At 51.3% G+C, this 15,391-nt stretch carries 16 protein-coding genes, 1 tRNA gene and 1 pseudogene; 12 read left to right on the forward strand and 6 right to left on the reverse strand.

Going from position 1 to position 15,391, the window contains the following annotated elements; all coding sequences use genetic code 11:
• Window positions 1-13 precede the first annotated feature (13 nt).
• Entirely contained in the window at window positions 14-427 is a 414-nt protein-coding gene (locus ACLGE8_RS21215; protein WP_185666755.1) for a CoA-binding protein, read from the forward strand.
• A gap of 65 nt (window positions 428-492) precedes the next feature.
• Here ACLGE8_RS21215 and hspQ read toward each other — a convergent pair whose 3' ends face one another.
• Entirely contained in the window at window positions 493-810 is a 318-nt protein-coding gene (gene hspQ, locus ACLGE8_RS21220; protein ID WP_220441056.1) for a heat shock protein HspQ, read from the reverse strand.
• Between the two features lie 71 nt (window positions 811-881).
• On the reverse strand, window positions 882-2,072 hold the full coding sequence (rlmI, locus tag ACLGE8_RS21225) for a 23S rRNA (cytosine(1962)-C(5))-methyltransferase RlmI (protein WP_185666530.1): 1,191 nt from the start codon (window positions 2,070-2,072) through the stop codon (window positions 882-884).
• A 143-nt stretch (window positions 2,073-2,215) separates the two neighbouring features.
• Here rlmI and yccX point away from each other — a divergent pair, with 143 nt between their 5' ends.
• Window positions 2,216-2,494: an acylphosphatase gene (yccX, locus tag ACLGE8_RS21230; protein WP_411001040.1), complete on the forward strand. Its 279-nt coding sequence runs from the start codon at window positions 2,216-2,218 to the stop codon at window positions 2,492-2,494.
• On the opposite strand, the gene tusE is transcribed toward yccX, so the two are convergent.
• Together tusE and yccA are read right to left on the reverse strand one after the other, a co-directional pair.
• Window positions 2,491-2,820 (reverse strand): sulfurtransferase TusE, encoded by a 330-nt coding sequence (tusE, locus tag ACLGE8_RS21235; RefSeq protein WP_333499420.1) that lies wholly within the window; start codon window positions 2,818-2,820, stop codon window positions 2,491-2,493. The genes yccX and tusE overlap by 4 nt on opposite strands.
• An 87-nt stretch (window positions 2,821-2,907) precedes the next feature.
• Entirely contained in the window at window positions 2,908-3,567 is a 660-nt protein-coding gene (gene yccA / locus ACLGE8_RS21240; protein WP_052284078.1) for an FtsH protease modulator YccA, read from the reverse strand.
• 236 nt (window positions 3,568-3,803) lie between these two features.
• Here yccA and ACLGE8_RS21245 point away from each other — a divergent pair, with 236 nt between their 5' ends.
• On the forward strand, window positions 3,804-5,423 hold the full coding sequence (locus ACLGE8_RS21245; RefSeq protein WP_411001042.1) for an ABC transporter substrate-binding protein: 1,620 nt from the start codon (window positions 3,804-3,806) through the stop codon (window positions 5,421-5,423).
• A gap of 144 nt (window positions 5,424-5,567) precedes the next feature.
• Window positions 5,568-5,655: transfer RNA gene (locus ACLGE8_RS21250), tRNA-Ser, on the forward strand.
• Between the two features lie 59 nt (window positions 5,656-5,714).
• On the opposite strand, the gene ACLGE8_RS21255 is transcribed toward ACLGE8_RS21250, so the two are convergent.
• Window positions 5,715-5,933 (reverse strand): hypothetical protein, encoded by a 219-nt coding sequence (locus ACLGE8_RS21255; protein WP_411001044.1) that lies wholly within the window; start codon window positions 5,931-5,933, stop codon window positions 5,715-5,717.
• 432 nt (window positions 5,934-6,365) lie between these two features.
• Between ACLGE8_RS21255 and tssB the strand changes: the two genes are divergently transcribed.
• From tssB to ACLGE8_RS21285, 6 genes and pseudogenes are all read left to right on the forward strand, one after another.
• On the forward strand, window positions 6,366-6,863 hold the full coding sequence (tssB, locus tag ACLGE8_RS21260; protein ID WP_411001046.1) for a type VI secretion system contractile sheath small subunit: 498 nt from the start codon (window positions 6,366-6,368) through the stop codon (window positions 6,861-6,863).
• 33 nt (window positions 6,864-6,896) lie between these two features.
• Entirely contained in the window at window positions 6,897-8,444 is a 1,548-nt protein-coding gene (gene tssC / locus ACLGE8_RS21265; protein ID WP_411001048.1) for a type VI secretion system contractile sheath large subunit, read from the forward strand.
• A gap of 18 nt (window positions 8,445-8,462) precedes the next feature.
• Window positions 8,463-9,800: a type VI secretion system baseplate subunit TssK gene (tssK, locus tag ACLGE8_RS21270; protein ID WP_411001050.1), complete on the forward strand. Its 1,338-nt coding sequence runs from the start codon at window positions 8,463-8,465 to the stop codon at window positions 9,798-9,800.
• Window positions 9,797-10,051: pseudogene (locus tag ACLGE8_RS21275) on the forward strand (DotU family type IV/VI secretion system protein); the annotation flags it as partial. The gene tssK and the pseudogene ACLGE8_RS21275, both read left to right, overlap by 4 nt.
• Window positions 10,052-10,104: 53 nt before the next feature.
• Window positions 10,105-11,490, forward strand: a complete 1,386-nt coding sequence (locus ACLGE8_RS21280) for a VasL domain-containing protein (RefSeq protein WP_411001052.1) — start codon at window positions 10,105-10,107, stop codon at window positions 11,488-11,490.
• Window positions 11,491-12,041: 551 nt separating this feature from the next.
• The gene (locus tag ACLGE8_RS21285) at window positions 12,042-12,758 is read left to right on the forward strand and encodes a hypothetical protein (protein WP_411001054.1); all 717 of its coding nucleotides are present in this window, start codon (window positions 12,042-12,044) and stop codon (window positions 12,756-12,758) included.
• Window positions 12,759-12,811: 53 nt separating this feature from the next.
• Here the strand turns inward: ACLGE8_RS21285 and ACLGE8_RS21290 are convergent, their stop codons facing one another.
• Window positions 12,812-13,687, reverse strand: a complete 876-nt coding sequence (locus ACLGE8_RS21290) for a LysR substrate-binding domain-containing protein (protein WP_411001056.1) — start codon at window positions 13,685-13,687, stop codon at window positions 12,812-12,814.
• A gap of 108 nt (window positions 13,688-13,795) precedes the next feature.
• Here ACLGE8_RS21290 and ACLGE8_RS21295 point away from each other — a divergent pair, with 108 nt between their 5' ends.
• Window positions 13,796-14,377, forward strand: a complete 582-nt coding sequence (locus ACLGE8_RS21295; RefSeq protein ID WP_411001058.1) for a nuclear transport factor 2 family protein — start codon at window positions 13,796-13,798, stop codon at window positions 14,375-14,377.
• Window positions 14,378-14,648: 271 nt separating this feature from the next.
• Window positions 14,649-15,248 (forward strand): transporter, encoded by a 600-nt coding sequence (locus tag ACLGE8_RS21300; protein ID WP_411001060.1) that lies wholly within the window; start codon window positions 14,649-14,651, stop codon window positions 15,246-15,248.
• The last annotated feature ends 143 nt before the right edge of the window (window positions 15,249-15,391 follow it).

Consider the following 15,391-nt stretch of genomic DNA (forward strand, 5'->3'; position numbering starts at 1 on the left):
CAGGAGGATAATGATGACAGAAAATGATATTGCCAACATTTTGACCAACACCCACACCATTGCACTGGTAGGGGCGAGCGACAAACCTGACCGCCCGAGCTATCGGGTAATGAAATATCTGCTGGATCAAGGCTATCGCGTGATTCCGGTATCACCGAAGGTGGCTGGCGGCACGCTGCTGGGGCAGAAAGGCTACGCCACGCTTGCCGATGTGCCAGAGAAGGTCGATATGGTGGATGTGTTCCGCAATTCCGAAGCCGCATGGGGCGTGGCACAGGAGGCAATTGCGATTGGCGCTAAAACGCTGTGGATGCAGCTTGGGGTCATTAACGAACAGGCGGCTGTGCTGGCACGCAATGCGGGTCTGCAGGTGGTGATGGACCGTTGCCCGGCGATTGAGATCCCTCGTCTGGGCCTGGCAAAATAAAGATTCCCACCGTTATGTCATAACAAAAAACCCCGCAATGCGGGGTTTTGTCATTAACGCGGCGATTAGTTACGCAGCCGCGGTGCCTGTAGCTGTCGGCGGATGGTACGCGCCAGTTCATCCATCGTGGGTTGCTCTGGGTGATCTTCTCGCGGTTCACTGCTCAACTGGGCTTCGGCCAGATAGGTATGCACCGGCTGGCCTTCGTCATCTTCCATTACCACGTGATACCACGGCAAAGCACGAAGCTCGTCGCTTGCCGCCAGATCGTCGGGGTCAGGATCGTCAAGCGAGTAAACCGGGTCGATATCTACCACCACGCCCAGGTAGCCAAGCAGGGAGTGACGCACCTGCTGGCCAATACCGAATTTGCTGGTAATCATCATACTCACCTCCCGGGAAATGGCGTTATCTCTGTATCTCTACATATATAGACACCATTTCGCTTTTCAAGTTACATGACGCGGCAGGCAAATCCTTTCAGGTACAGTCCTTCCGGGTAGGTTGCAATCACCGGGTGATCGGCTGCCTGACGGAACTGCTCTATAAATTGTACATCACGACCGGCATCAATAGCGGCATCGGCGATGATTTTCTGGAATAAATCCGTTGTCATCAGGCCGGAGCAGGAGAAGGTCAGCAGCACGCCACCTGGGTTCAACAGCTGGATAGCCAACATATTGATGTCTTTATAGCCGCGGCAGGCGCCCATCAGCTGGCTTTTGTTTTCGACGAATTTCGGTGGATCCATGACGATCACATCGAACTTCTCACCCTGGTCGCGATATTTACGCAGCAGCTTAAAGACATCGTCGCGCACAAATTCGGCTTTACTCAGATCCAGCTTGTTCAGCTCGACGTTTTGACGTGCTACGTCCAGTGCTTCCTGAGAGGTATCCACGCTAGTAACCTGGCTACAGCCGCCCATCAGCGCGGAGACCGCAAAGCCGCCGGTGTAGGAGAAGCAGTTCAGGACGCGTTTATCCGCCACGTAGCGACGCGTTGCCAGACGGCTGTCGCGCTGGTCGAGGTAATAACCGGTTTTATGGCCGCCCTGGATATCGACCAGCAGCTTCATCCCGTGCTCTTCAATTGGCAGCAGAGCAGGCGGTAGTTCCCCGGTCACTGGCCCTTGAGTCAGCTCCATGCCTTCTTTTTTGCGCACCGCAACGTCGCTACGATCGTAAATCGCACACTGCGGATACAGCGTTTGCAGAGCGCTAATCAGCGCCGCACGCTGGTATTCGGCACCGGCGCTCAGCAACTGCAGCACCAGGAAGGAACCGAAGCGGTCAATAGTCACGCCCGGTAGGCCGTCAGACTCACCGGCGATCAGACGGTAGCTGTCCAGCCCGTCTTTCTGTGCCAGCCAATCGCGCCAGGTTTGCGCCTGCTGAAGACGACGCACGAAGAAGTCGATATCGATAGTTTCATTGGCGTCGAAAGTCCACACGCGAGCGCGGATTTGCGAAGCTGGGGAATATGCGCCGCGGGCTAACCATTTACCCTGATGATCGACAATATCAATGGTCTCACCGAGGCTGGCTTTGCCTTCCATACGTGCAACCGCACCGGAAAAGACCCAGGGATGACGGCGCAACAATGATTTTTCGCGCCCTTTGGCTAACACTAAACGTACACTCATAGTTTTTTATCTGACTATATAGGAAGGGATCAGGCTGCATTTTCCCGACTTCGCTGCACAAATGCAACGAACAGCGGAAGAATGTCAGGACAATTGGCGGTAGAGTGGGAGAAATCGTCTGAACCTTACCGGAGGAGAACCGCATGGATAAATGCGTGATTTGTTGGGTTTACGGCCAGGTCCAGGGCGTAGGCTTTCGCTTTTTTACCCAGCAGGAGGCCGTGCGCCTTGGCTTGCGCGGCTATGCGTTGAACCTGGATGATGGCAGCGTAGAAGTTGTGGCCTGCGGCAATGATGAACAGGTTGAGAAGCTACTGGCATGGCTAAAAGCGGGCGGGCCGCGCAGTGCACGGGTTGATAGAGTTCTGACGGAACCTCATCAACCCGAAAAAGCGTGGAGCAACTTCAGTATTCGCTATTAAATACACTTCACTGGCTTTGGCAGACCCGCGATTTTGGTGGCCTGCTTGGCCGGGCCTTTCGGGAACAGACGATACAGATAGCGGCTGTTGCCTTTCTCTTCGCCGAAGGTGTTCGCCATTGCCTTAACCAGCATACGAATCGCCGGCGAGGTGTTGAACTCCAGATAGAACGCACGTACAAAACGCACGACTTCCCAATGCTCAGGGCTCAGCGTAATACCTTCGTTAGCGGCAATCGCTTCTGCCAGCCCTTCGCTCCACAGCGTGGTGTCTTTGAGATAGCCTTCGCTATCGGTTTCAATTTCGGTGTTTTCGTAGATAAGCATAATATTTCACGCAACAAACAGATGGCGGGAAGTGTAGCAAATAAAAAGGCCCCGCATAAGCGAGGCCTTGAGTCCGTTGAGACGGGGTTAATCGCGGCTTGCGAAGCCCAGAATGCTCAGCAGGCTGACGAAGATGTTGTACAGCGAGACGTACAGGCTAACGGTAGCGCGGATGTAGTTGGTCTCACCGCCGCGGATGATGTTGCTGGTCTCATATAGGATGGCACCGGAAGAGATCAGGATAAACACCGCGCTAATCGCCAGGTGCAGGGCAGGCAGCTGCAGGAAGATGTTTGCCACCATACCAATCAGCACTACCACGATACCGGCCATCAGCATACCGCCGAGGAAGGACATGTCCTTACGGGTGGTCAGCACGTAGGCCGAGCAGCTAAAGAACACCAGCGCCGTACCGCCCAGCGCCATACCGATAACGTCCCCCATGCCCGCAGACAGGTATGCGTTCAGAATCGGCCCCAGGATATAGCCCAGGAAGCCGGTGAAGGCGAAGGCAGACAGAATACCTACCGGTTTATCGGCCGTTTTGTAGGTCAGGAACATTAAACCGTACATGCCAACCAGCGTCAGGATCAGGCCTGGAGACGGCAGCATCAACACGGTGCTGGCCGTGGCGGTAATGGCGGAAAACGCCAGCGTCAGGCTCAGCAGGAAATAGGTATTACGCAGGACTTTGTGTGTGCTCAGCAGCGATGAGCGGTCACGCGATGAAGTAATTATGCGATCCATGAGTCACTCTCTTATGACAGATGTTATTAGTGGCATAGAATAAGAAATCTCTCTTTTATTCCCAAATGGTTTTACCCATCTTTACTCTGCCGAATCAGGGTATTACTGGTCGGTCACAGATTCTATTAATAAAGCCAGAAAGAGCGAGATCAATCTCTTATAGGTTGTTGAAAGCCCTTGCGTTATCACCGCTTCATGTCAAGAGTGAAGAGGGTTATAACGACAAGGCAATGGAAATGAAATTAAAACACAATAACAACATCACGATCGCGCTGCTGGCGCTAGGTTTAAGCGCAGCCGCACAGGCCGCAAACGTACCGGAAGGTACTGCGCTGGCGGACAAACAGGAACTGGTGCGTGGCAACGGCAATGAGCCAGCCTCGCTTGACCCGCATAAAGTAGAGAGCGACGTTGAGTTCAACATCCTCAACGATCTGTTTGATGGGCTGGTGGCGGTGAAACCCGATGGCAGCATTGAGCCGCGGCTGGCGGAGTCCTGGGACAACAAAGACAACACTGTCTGGACGTTCCACCTGCGCCCCGGGATTACCTGGTCCGACGGCTCAGCAATTACCGCGCAGGATGTCGTCTGGAGCTGGCAGCGCCTGGTCACCCCAACCACCGCGTCGCCTTACGCCAGCTATCCCGGGAATATGCATATTGTAAATGCGGCGGAGATCGCTTTAGGCAAGAAAGCGCCGGATACCCTCGGCGTTAAGGCGCTGAACGACACCACTATCGAAGTGACCCTGACGCAGCCCAACTCTGCTTTCCTCGCCATGCTAGCGCACCCATCAATGGTGCCGCTGGATAAAGTGCTGATCGGTCGCTTTGGGGATAAATGGGTGAAGCCAGAGCACTTTGTGGGGAGCGGGGCTTATACGCTGTCGCAGTGGGTGGTCAACGAGCGCATTGTAGCCGAACGCAACCCTCATTATTGGGATAATGCGAAGACCGTGGTCAATAAGGTGACCTATCTGCCCATTCGTTCTGAAGCCTCCGATGTGAACCGTTACAAGGCGGGTGAAGTCGATATCGTTTATACCTTACCGATTAACCAGTTCAGCCAGCTGAAAAAGACGCTCGGCGATCAGGTGGACGTTAAACCTCAACTGGCAACCTACTACTATGAGTTCAACACCACGAAACCACCGTTTAACGATGCCCGCGTGCGTCGTGCGCTGAATATGGCGCTGGATAAAGACATTATCGCCGACAAAGTATTGGGGCAGGGGCAGAGCCCAGCGTGGGTGATTAGCCAGCCAGATATTGGTGGTGTGAAGTTACACGGGCCTGAATACGCCTCCTGGCCACGCGATAAGCGTCTGGCTGAGGCGAAAAAGCTGCTGGCGGAAGCCGGGTTTAATGAAGCGCACCCGCTGTCATTCAACCTGCTATACAACACCTCGGAATCGCATCAGCGTATAGCCATTGCCGCGGCCTCGATGTGGAAGAAAAATCTCGGCGTTGAAGCCAGGCTGCAAAATCAGGAATGGAAAACTATGCTGGATGCGATGCATACCGGTAATTTTGATGTCGTGCGCTACGCCTGGATTGCTGACTACGATGATGCGTCGACATTCCTCAACACTTTCCGTACCGGCGACAGCGAGAATACGGCGAAGTACAGCAACCCGGACTACGACGAGGCACTGCGCGATGCGGCCAGAACGCAAGATGTCGCTCAGCGCGCACGTGACTACCAGAAAGCCGAAGATCTGCTGGCGCGTGATGTACCCGCCATTCCGGTTTATCACTATGTGCGTACGCACCTGGTGAAACCGTGGGTTGGCGGCTTTGCGCCGGATCGCCTTGGAAACTTCTCCACCAAAGATATCTACATCAAAAAGCATTAAGCGGAAATTTGAGGAATAAAGCGTCGTAAAAATAGCCACTTTGTTGTTTTTTCAGACGAATAACCACATTTTGGCTGTTTTTCAGGCAAACGAACGTTTTGGTGCTTTACAGGTCCGTTCGGGATGTTTATAGTGCGCCTCATTGGAAGCGTGGCCGAGCGGTTGAAGGCACCGGTCTTGAAAACCGGCGACCCGAAAGGGTTCTAGAGTTCGAATCTCTACGCTTCCGCCAAATTAGAAAAGGGCTTGTCGAAAGACAAGCCCTTTTTGCGTTTGTTTTGTAGGATATTTTTACTCAACCAGAAGTGGCGCCAGCGAGGGTGCGGCTTTGATTTTATAGCCGTTTACCACAACCTCGTTTTCAATCTTATGTCCGCTGATTAGCTTTTTATCTTTATGGCTTTCTTCGTCGTCTGATATATCTGGTATCTGGGAGTATTTAACCAATAACCTTATGCCTCCATGCTGGGACTGGCAGGAGGCAACCAGGTTTATCTGTCCTTTCTTCATGATCATGCTTTTGCTTTTTCTACGGAATTGCTGCGGGAAGACATTGCCATTTTTCGCAATATTATAGCTTCGGTTTTCCTGTTATTCCCTCCGCTTTATCTCTTGCTGTTTTCAAATCATATATCTGAAATGGAATGGGTGTTTTTATCATTTCTATATTGATCTAAATCAATGCGAGATCATTTTCATAGAAACTTACCATATGTTTTAACTGTTGCGACATTAATGTTCGCGCATTGTACCAATTGTGGTTCATTTTACTGATGTTTCAGTACTATCCACCATGATCGGGTAGTAGAAAATTCTTAAGAATATTCCAATTTCGGACTAAAGATCTGAAAATTTGATATTGTGTCGATCATTATTCTATTATTGCGTGGTAACTACTGTAGTATGAAAAGTGCGCACAGCGATAAACTGAGGGATGATGAGATGGCTGACAGTTTCCAGAATGAAGTGCCAAAGGCACGTATTAACCTAAAACTCGATCTGCATACGGGTGGGGCTAGCAAGAAAACTGAACTCCCCTTGAAATTACTTGTAGCAGGCGATTTCAGTAATGGTCAGGAAACAGCGCCATTATCAGAACGTGGGAAAGTTAATTTGAATAAAAATAACTTTGATGCGGTACTTTCCGAATATTCCCCAAAAATAAATCTAACCGTCCAGAATACGCTTGCTGCCGACGGTAGCGAAGACAATATCAGTCTGACATTCCAGAGCATGAAGGATTTCAATCCTGAACAGGTCTCCCGGCAAATACCGCAATTGAAAGCGATGCTTTCTATGCGAAATCTACTCCGTGATTTGAAAGCTAACTTGCTGGACAACCAGGCATTCCGAAAAGAGCTAGAAAAGATTCTGCTCGACCCGGCGCTAAGTGCAGAGCTCAGAGCCGAACTTTCGGCTCTGGCCCCTAAACAGTCATAACGGTCATGACGATTTAACGGATTAATAAGGAAGATGCTGATGTCTGTAAAAAATGAGAATGTCGCTGGTGGCGAGAGTATGGTGCTGGATCGTCCTGTGGCTGGTGGGGTTTATGCGTCCCTGTTTGAGAAAATTAATCTAAACCCGGTGTCCACGCTAAGTGCGCTTGATATCTGGCAGGATGCACAGGCGATGTCAGATGCGACTGCGGATGAACGTTTAACGGCCGGCATGCAGGTATTCCTGGAGTGCCTTAAAAAGTCGGGTTCAAAGGTTGAAAAACTCGACAAAAACCTGATTGACCATCATATCGCTGAGCTTGACTACCAGATTAGCCGCCAGCTTGATGCTGTAATGCACCATGATGCCTTTCAGGCGGTGGAAAGTCTGTGGCGCGGCGTGAAATCGCTTGTCGATAAGACTGATTTCCGCCAGAACGTAAAGGTTGAGCTACTGGATATGTCCAAAGAAGACCTGCGCCAGGACTTCGAAGACAGCCCGGAAATCATTCAGAGCGGGCTGTATAAACATACCTATATTGATGAGTATGACACACCGGGTGGAGAGCCGATCGCTGCGCTGATTTCCGCTTACGAATTTGATGCTTCTGCGCAGGATGTCGCGCTCCTGCGCAACATTTCAAAAGTGTCTGCCGCTGCCCACATGCCGTTTATCGGCTCTGCCGGCCCGAAATTTTTCCTGAAGGAGTTTATGGAGGAAGTGGCGGCCATCAAGGATATCGGTAACTACTTCGACCGTGCAGAGTATATCAAGTGGAAATCCTTCCGCGAGACGGATGATGCTCGCTATATCGGCCTGGTGATGCCACGCGTGCTGGGTCGTCTCCCGTATGGCCCGGACACTGTGCCCGTTCGTAGCTTCAACTACGTGGAAGAAGTGAAAGGCCCGGATCACAACAAATACCTGTGGACTAACGCCTCGTTTGCGTTCGCTTCTAACATGGTTCGCAGCTTCATTAACAACGGCTGGTGTGTGCAAATCCGTGGCCCGCAGGCCGGCGGTGCCGTGCAGGATCTGCCTATTCATCTGTACGATCTGGGCACTGGCAATCAGGTCAAGATCCCGTCAGAAGTGATGATCCCGGAAACCCGCGAGTTTGAGTTTGCGAACCTGGGATTTATTCCTCTAAGTTATTATAAGAACAGAGATTATTCCTGTTTCTTCAGCGCCAACTCCACCCAGAAGCCGGCTCTGTACGACACCGCGGATGCGACGGCCAACAGCCGTATCAATGCCCGTCTGCCGTACATCTTCCTGCTGTCGCGTATTGCGCACTACCTTAAGCTTATCCAGCGCGAAAACATCGGTACCACCAAGGACCGCCGTCTACTGGAGCTGGAGCTGAACACCTGGGTGCGCACGTTAGTGACTGAAATGACCGATCCGGGCGACGAGCTGCAGGCTTCCCACCCGCTGCGCGATGCGAAAGTTGTGGTGGAAGATATCGAGGATAATCCGGGCTTCTTCCGCGTGAAGCTGTACGCTGTGCCTCACTTCCAGGTGGAAGGGATGGATGTCAATCTGTCGCTGGTTTCCCAGATGCCAAAAGCCAAATCGTAAGGCGAGGGGAAATCAGGGATGAAAATTTACCGCCCACTTTGGGAGGATGGGGCCGCTCTGGCCCCGCAACAGTTCCAGCAGCAGACCCGTTGGAGCGAGTACGTTGCCGACACGGTCGCCCGGATGGTTATTTCTCATCCCTGGGGTGTGATTGCGGCAGAGTTTGATGATGCAGCGCTTGCGCTCTCGCGTCTGAATGCCATCCGTCTGGTCGTGCGTTTTCAGGATGGCACTATTGTTGATACCGAACTGGCGGATAATCTTCCGCCGGTATGTGATTTATCCGCCGCAAACGGTTCTGAGGTCGTTGAGGTGGTTGCAGCACTGCCTCTGCTGAGCGCCAGTGGTGGCAACCTTGATAACGGACAGGACAGTGAACGCCCGCGCCGCTGGAAAGCCGAGCGGGTGGTGGTGCAGGAGCTGGCTGGTTATGAAAGCGGAGAAATTGGCATTCTGCGTAATGCACTCACTCTTCGTCTGTCCAGCCAGGAAAACACAGCATACCTGATCTGCCCGGTGGCCCGCCTGGTGCGTAATGCTCAGGGGCAGTGGAGCCGAGACCCGGCTTTCATTCCACCGATGCTTTCCGTTTCTACAAGCCCGTGGCTGGTTACCGAACTGGGGGATCTGCTGGTTCGTCTGCAGGTTCGTCGTCGTCGCCTGATGGCCATGCGGCGTGAGAGCAATGAGCGGATGGCCGATTTTGCGGTCGCGGACGTCTCCCTATTCTGGCTGCTCAATGCCCTGAACAGCGCCGAACCGGTGCTGACGGAACTGCTGCAAACACCAGGTCGTCACCCGGAACTGCTGTACCGCGAGCTAACCCGTCTGGCCGGTAGTCTGTTGACCTTCTCACTTGAGCAAGACGCTGGGGACATTCCTGCTTATCAGCATGATGCACCGGAACGGGTATTTCCGCCGTTGCTAGCACTGCTCGATAAACTACTGGAAGCGAGTTTGCCGTCACGGGTGGTGAGTATTCATCTGGAGCATCAGGAGCAGATCTGGAAAGGTGCCCTGCACGATGCGCGCCTGCGCGAAGGGGCGGACTTCTACCTCTCCGTACGCTCTTCCATGCCGAACCATGAGCTTCAGACGAAATTCCCGCAACTCTGTAAAGCTGGCAGCTTTGATGATGTTTCAGATGTAGTGAATGTGGCCCTGAGCGGAATGATTATCAAACCTTTGACTCATGTTCCAGCTGCTATCCCATTGCGCCTTGAGAACCAGTATTTCTCACTAGACCTGAGTACTGAGGCGGCTCGCGCAATGCTCGAGATGGGCAATTGTACCTTCTATACCCCGCGATCGCTGGGGGATGTGAAACTTGAACTTTTTGCGGTGCTGCGTACATGAATAAATCCGAACTCAGCCTGATAGAACGTATCTTCTACCCGGGCTGGCTGATGGTCAGCCAACTGCGGGGGGGCCAGGAAGTCCATGACGGTGAGGGTCTTTACCGCCGGGCTTGCCGCCTGGTGCAGGAAGCGAAAATTGCGCTCACGGAGGCAGGTTACAGTGACATCAGTCGTAACCATATGGTGTATGGCGCAAATTCAGGATCGGATGGACGCCTATCTGACGGGCATCGGACTGTACGTGGCGATGTTTGGCGTTGTTATAGACCCATTTTCGGAAACGTCAGAAGGGACAACCGATCATGCATGACATCACTCAACGTAAAATAAAAACCGGCAGCGACCCGCGCATGCTGCCGGATTATGTCTCCCTGCGCGATGAGCTGAGTAAGCTGACGCATCCGGCTCGCCCGGATGTGAACTGGCGATATGCTGAAAAACTCTGCCTCTCACTGTTTGAGCAAAACGGCGTCGAACTGCAAACCGCAGCCTGGTACACGCTGGTGCGGACGCAACTGGCTGGGCTGTTCGGACTCAATGAAGGACTGGCTATACTTGAGGCGCTGATAAACCATCAATGGGGGACGCTGTGGCCGCAACCAGTCCATGCGCGCATGGAAATCCTCTGCAGTCTAAGTCAGCGTTTGCAGCAACGGATGCGCTCGCTCCCGTTACATTACAGCGACCTTAGCCAGCTGTATCGTGCTGAACAACTCCTTACCGACCTGGGGGAGATACTGCAGCGCCTGGAGCTTAAGCATTTGAGCCAGATCGATACGTTGCGTACCCTGATGCACAATAGTGCTGTCCGGCTGGAAAACAGCGATGACGCAACCAGCACCGGGCCAAACATTCAGCCGGGAATTGTGCTGCCAGCGAACGTCATCAATAGAACAGAAATATCAGCAGATTATCAAACAGATAGTAAGCCTGAAGATACGCCAGACCGTGCAGCGAAATGGATATACGTTGCGCAGCCCGAACAACAGGCGAACGTTGACGTTCTGGTGGCAATGCCGGCTCCGGTTGAACAGTGGAAGTCTTTCGCTGCCGGAATGTGCACCATGCTGGTGATAAGCACCTTCGTAGCGTGGGGTTGGCATCATTTTCACCAACCAGACCCGTTACAGACTCAGTTTTCAGCCTCACTGGCGCCATTGCCCGCGCCTCTTACGCCTGAACAGTTGGACATTTTGCGTCAGCAACCCTCATCATCGCACACAGTGATTGCTAAAACTCAGCAGCAGCTTGCCCGGCTGGATAAATTACCTCCTGACTGGAATCTCAGCTACGCCAGAAAACTGACTGAGCAGGTTCAAGTGCTTTGGCCGGAACAGGCTAAGCCCCTGGTACAACAGTGGCAGCAACAACTTAATGCTTCCGCATTACCAGCAGGACAACTCAATGGCTGGAATCAGGGAATGATAACGTTACAAAAACTGAGTGACCGGCTGAACGGGCTTGATGAGCAGAAAGGAAAATACATGACGGTCAGCGAACTGAAGTCAGTTGTATTTTCCATCCGACAGTCTTTTAATCAGTCCGTACCGGCGGAAGAGCAACTGCGCGCTTTGTCGGAAAATCCTGCCGGAGTCCCCCTACCTGCCGCCGCACGGTCTCAACTGGAGATGCATCTGAAACAACTGACTGCCCGCTATGCTGAAATAAAACAGAACAGAGCAGAGTAAATAGCTGTTAGAAAATATATTTCATTCAGTAGGCTATATTAACAATCGTGCTGATGGTCTTCGGTGGCAACAATCATAGATTTCCCTCGGAACCCTGAGCGCCATTTATTGTGGCTCTCAGTTTTTTGATTGAGTATTTTTAAATGAAAGCTGAAACTAACGTAACGGTAACAAGTGAATAATGTCGTTATGTTGGATTCAAAAGGATGTAAGACAACAGTTTACGCTTCCGTAAAATTAGAAAAGGGCTTGTCACAAGACAAGCCCTTTTTGCTTTGTGTCGTCGACTAAGGCTGTGCTTTATCATCAAACGGATCTCACTTCACCTCATCCCAAGTTCCTCGCGAACTATTGATTTTCCCTTAACTAAAATTTATTGGCTTTATTTGAAAAAAACGTAGGTTCATTCCTTATGGAACTATGATTTTATTCACAAATGTCGGTTTACCCCCTACCAAAAATAAGTGTTTAAGCTTTTATTAATTTAAAAATATGATAAGAATAATCCGATCTTGATATCATGCTAACGATCTATATGGGATGTGTTGTTGATGGAAAATAAATATAAAATGACCTTGTTGGCCTTTATGGGCCTTGCGCTGAGTGCATGTTCAACGACTCAACCGCCGAAAACAAAGATTGTGGATACCCGAGTAGTTAAACTCAGCAATGGTTCTAAAATTGACGTTCTGACGCAAAATGCGATCAATGGCGATGTCATCGAAGACACGAATAACTCGCTTAATCTTGTCGCTAAATCTGATAATGCGAAGGTTGTCGCGTTGAAAACGTTGCAGTTTGCTGCGGTGTTGTTGGGTGGGGGGAGCTCACAGGTAGATACATTTAGTAAAGACCAGCTCAAAGGCACCTACGTTGGCAGCGTTCAAAACAGAACGATGGAATACGTCAACCCAGAGCTTGATAAACTTCTGACTAGCGCTGATATCCCTTCTAATGTAAATAAAGAAATTGTCATCCAGCCGTATAAATATAAGCTCTTATACGAAGGCTTAGATACCAGTGACTATACGTTCTTCTACTCTGCCACAATAAAGAGCGGTGATTATTCTCATACGTGCTCGAGCAGCGATCTACTCTCAGCTGAGCGTACCAGGCCTATCGGCGACTGGGAAAAAAATAATTATGAGTTAACGCAAACTGTCGCTAAAAAAATCATCGCGGAGTGTTTCAAAACCATTAACTCACCGGCCGAAAAAACAAAGCTAATCGCTGCACTTAGTTCTACCGGTACGGCGAAGAGCATGTAAGCTGATGTGCATGGGGAAGGGACTCCCCCTGATATTTGAGGCTTTGCTTCTTGCTACCCCGTGACCCCTCGAATAAACCCCTTTACCGCAGCACTCGACTCCTGCGCGCGAAATATCAGCATCAGGTTGGCGTTCAGTTCAATATCATCCAGAGGACGATAGGCCAGGCCTGGAATGTGCACCTGCTGCAGTGGGGCCGGAATTAACGCTACACCCAGTCCGGCAGCAGCAATAGCGAGCACGCTTAGCGTACTGCTGGAGCGCTGCGCAATATGTAACTGGTCGCCAAGCCTTTCTTGCAGCAACAGGCAAAGCCGTTCATGAATATCGTGCGCTTCGTAAAGAATGAGCGCTTCCCCGGCGAGCTGTTCAGGGGAAATGCTTGCGTGAGCGGCCAGTGATCGATCGTCAGCGAAGGCCACCAGAAACGCCCAGCGCCCGATGGGCTGCGCGATAATGCCCGGCGATGCGGTTTTACTGTTATCGGGGGCGTAACCTACATCAAGCTGTCCTGCCAGAATCGCCTCTACCTGCTGTTGAGGGGCCATCTCTTCAATGACCAGTTCAACATCCGGATAAGCACAGTGAAATTCGCGCAGGTCGGTCGTCATCTTGCCGCTAAAAATAGCATTCCCGGCAAAGCCCACCCGCACTCGCCCCGTCTCACCACGTAGCGCCCGCTCGACAGCCTGGCGGGCGTACTCTGCCTGCGCTAATGTTCGTTTGGCCTCTATCAACATGAGTTTCCCGGCTTCGGTAAGCTCAACGCGTCGACTGGTGCGAGCAAATAGCGCGCCGCCGAGTTCAGACTCCAGAGCCTTAATTTGCATGCTTAACGCAGGCTGCACGATGTTTAGCCGCTCGGCAGCGCGGCCAAAGTGGCCTTCTTCAGCAACGGCCAGAAAATAGCGGAGATGACGCAGTTCCATGATGAGCTCTATTAATCATTAATAATGATGAATCAGTTATATCAATATATTTGAATTTACACGTCTTCACCAGCACACTCAACGCACACCCTTACCGGAGAAAACACCATGCAAAATCTGAATAACGATCGCCAACAGCTCAACGATCTGGTCAACGGTTGGATCCATCGCGATCTTGGTGAATGGGCGCAGCTACGAGATCTGTTTCACCCTGATGGCACTATTGAGATCACCTGGTTTGAAGGGCTGGCGGGCGATTTTGTCGATGGGTCGATGCGCATGGGGGCGTCCGACCTGCGCACAAAGCACCTGATTACCTTACCGCGCATCACCTTCAACGCCGACGGTAATAAAGCCACGCTGGAAACTAACGCGGTGATTATTGCCGAGAACGTTAAGCTGAATATCGGTTGTGAATGCCACAATCGCTTTTTCGATCTGGCGGAAAAACGGGATGGGGTCTGGAAACTGTTTCACCGACAGAGCATTTACGATATGGGGACGTTTACCTTCCCGCAGGGCTGCGTGGAGATTGTGCAGAAAGATGTTGCCCGTTACCCGCGAGAATATGCCCCGCTGGCCTATCTGCTGGAGAAAAGCGGCTTCCCGCTTGGCCGGGTCTTCGCCACGCGCGGTAGCGAGCTGGAAGCGAAAATGAAAGCAGAAGGGCAGCGCTGGCTGGCAGCCTGAGGAAGGAGCGTTCCTGCGCGACTGCCGCCGAGGCAGGCCGCGCTGAATGTTCGAAAAATATGCTCTGACGCCGAAATGTTTATGTCGATAGTCATATATTTGCCAGATGTTCCTCATCCTAAAATATAGTCCCTGCGCTAGAGTGGTATTAATTATTACACTGGAATAAGGCAATAATTGTTAAATTTTATGCCTCACTGAGGCACATAAGGATAAGTTCTGTTACGGTCAGCAATGTAAACTGTTTTTTTATTAAAATACCGTGATTATTATGATTTTAGTTAATTTATTTTTGCGCTGCTTCTTTTTATCGCTGGCAACCGGCGCTGCTATTTTATGCCTGCATATCGATGTCAATATTCTCAAAAACAGCCTGTCTGAGGTCTCGCTCACCGAGATTGTTCAGGAGACTATCCTCTTGCTTATCGTCTTGATCCACCTGGTGGCGGCACGTAAGCAACCTGATATGCGTCAATGTAATACCCTGATTGCCGGCTTCTTTATGGCTATGCTGATCCGCGAACTCGACGGTATTTTCGACCTGATCCACCACGGCAGTTGGGTATGGTTTGCACTGGCAGTCAGTATTACTGCGCTTATCTACGCGTTTCGACAGCCGCAACGGGTATTACATCAGCTCACCCTGTATTCAGCAAAACCCACCTTCGGGATTATGCTCGCGGGATTATTGACCACGTTGGTGTTTTCTCGCCTGTTTGGTATGTCGTTGCTCTGGCACTCTCTGTTACAGGATGGCTACGTTCGTGAGGTGAAAAATATGGTGGAAGAAGGGACGGAACTCTTTGGCTATATTCTCTGTCTGGCGGGTTCGGTGGAAATATTCCGTCGGCAGAAACCTGCCCGTCGTTAAATTTCCCCCCAATAAATCATCGCGTTTACGGGCCTCCTGTGGGAGGCCTTTTTTGTGCACAGAAAACCCCCAGCTAGGCTGGGGGTTCCGGAAAGCTTTCAGCTTTAAGCCAGTTATTAAAACCCCTTTTGATTTGTTAAAAC

The organism is Kluyvera sp. 142486, from assembly GCF_046569695.1.
Taxonomy (GTDB): domain Bacteria; phylum Pseudomonadota; class Gammaproteobacteria; order Enterobacterales; family Enterobacteriaceae; genus Kluyvera.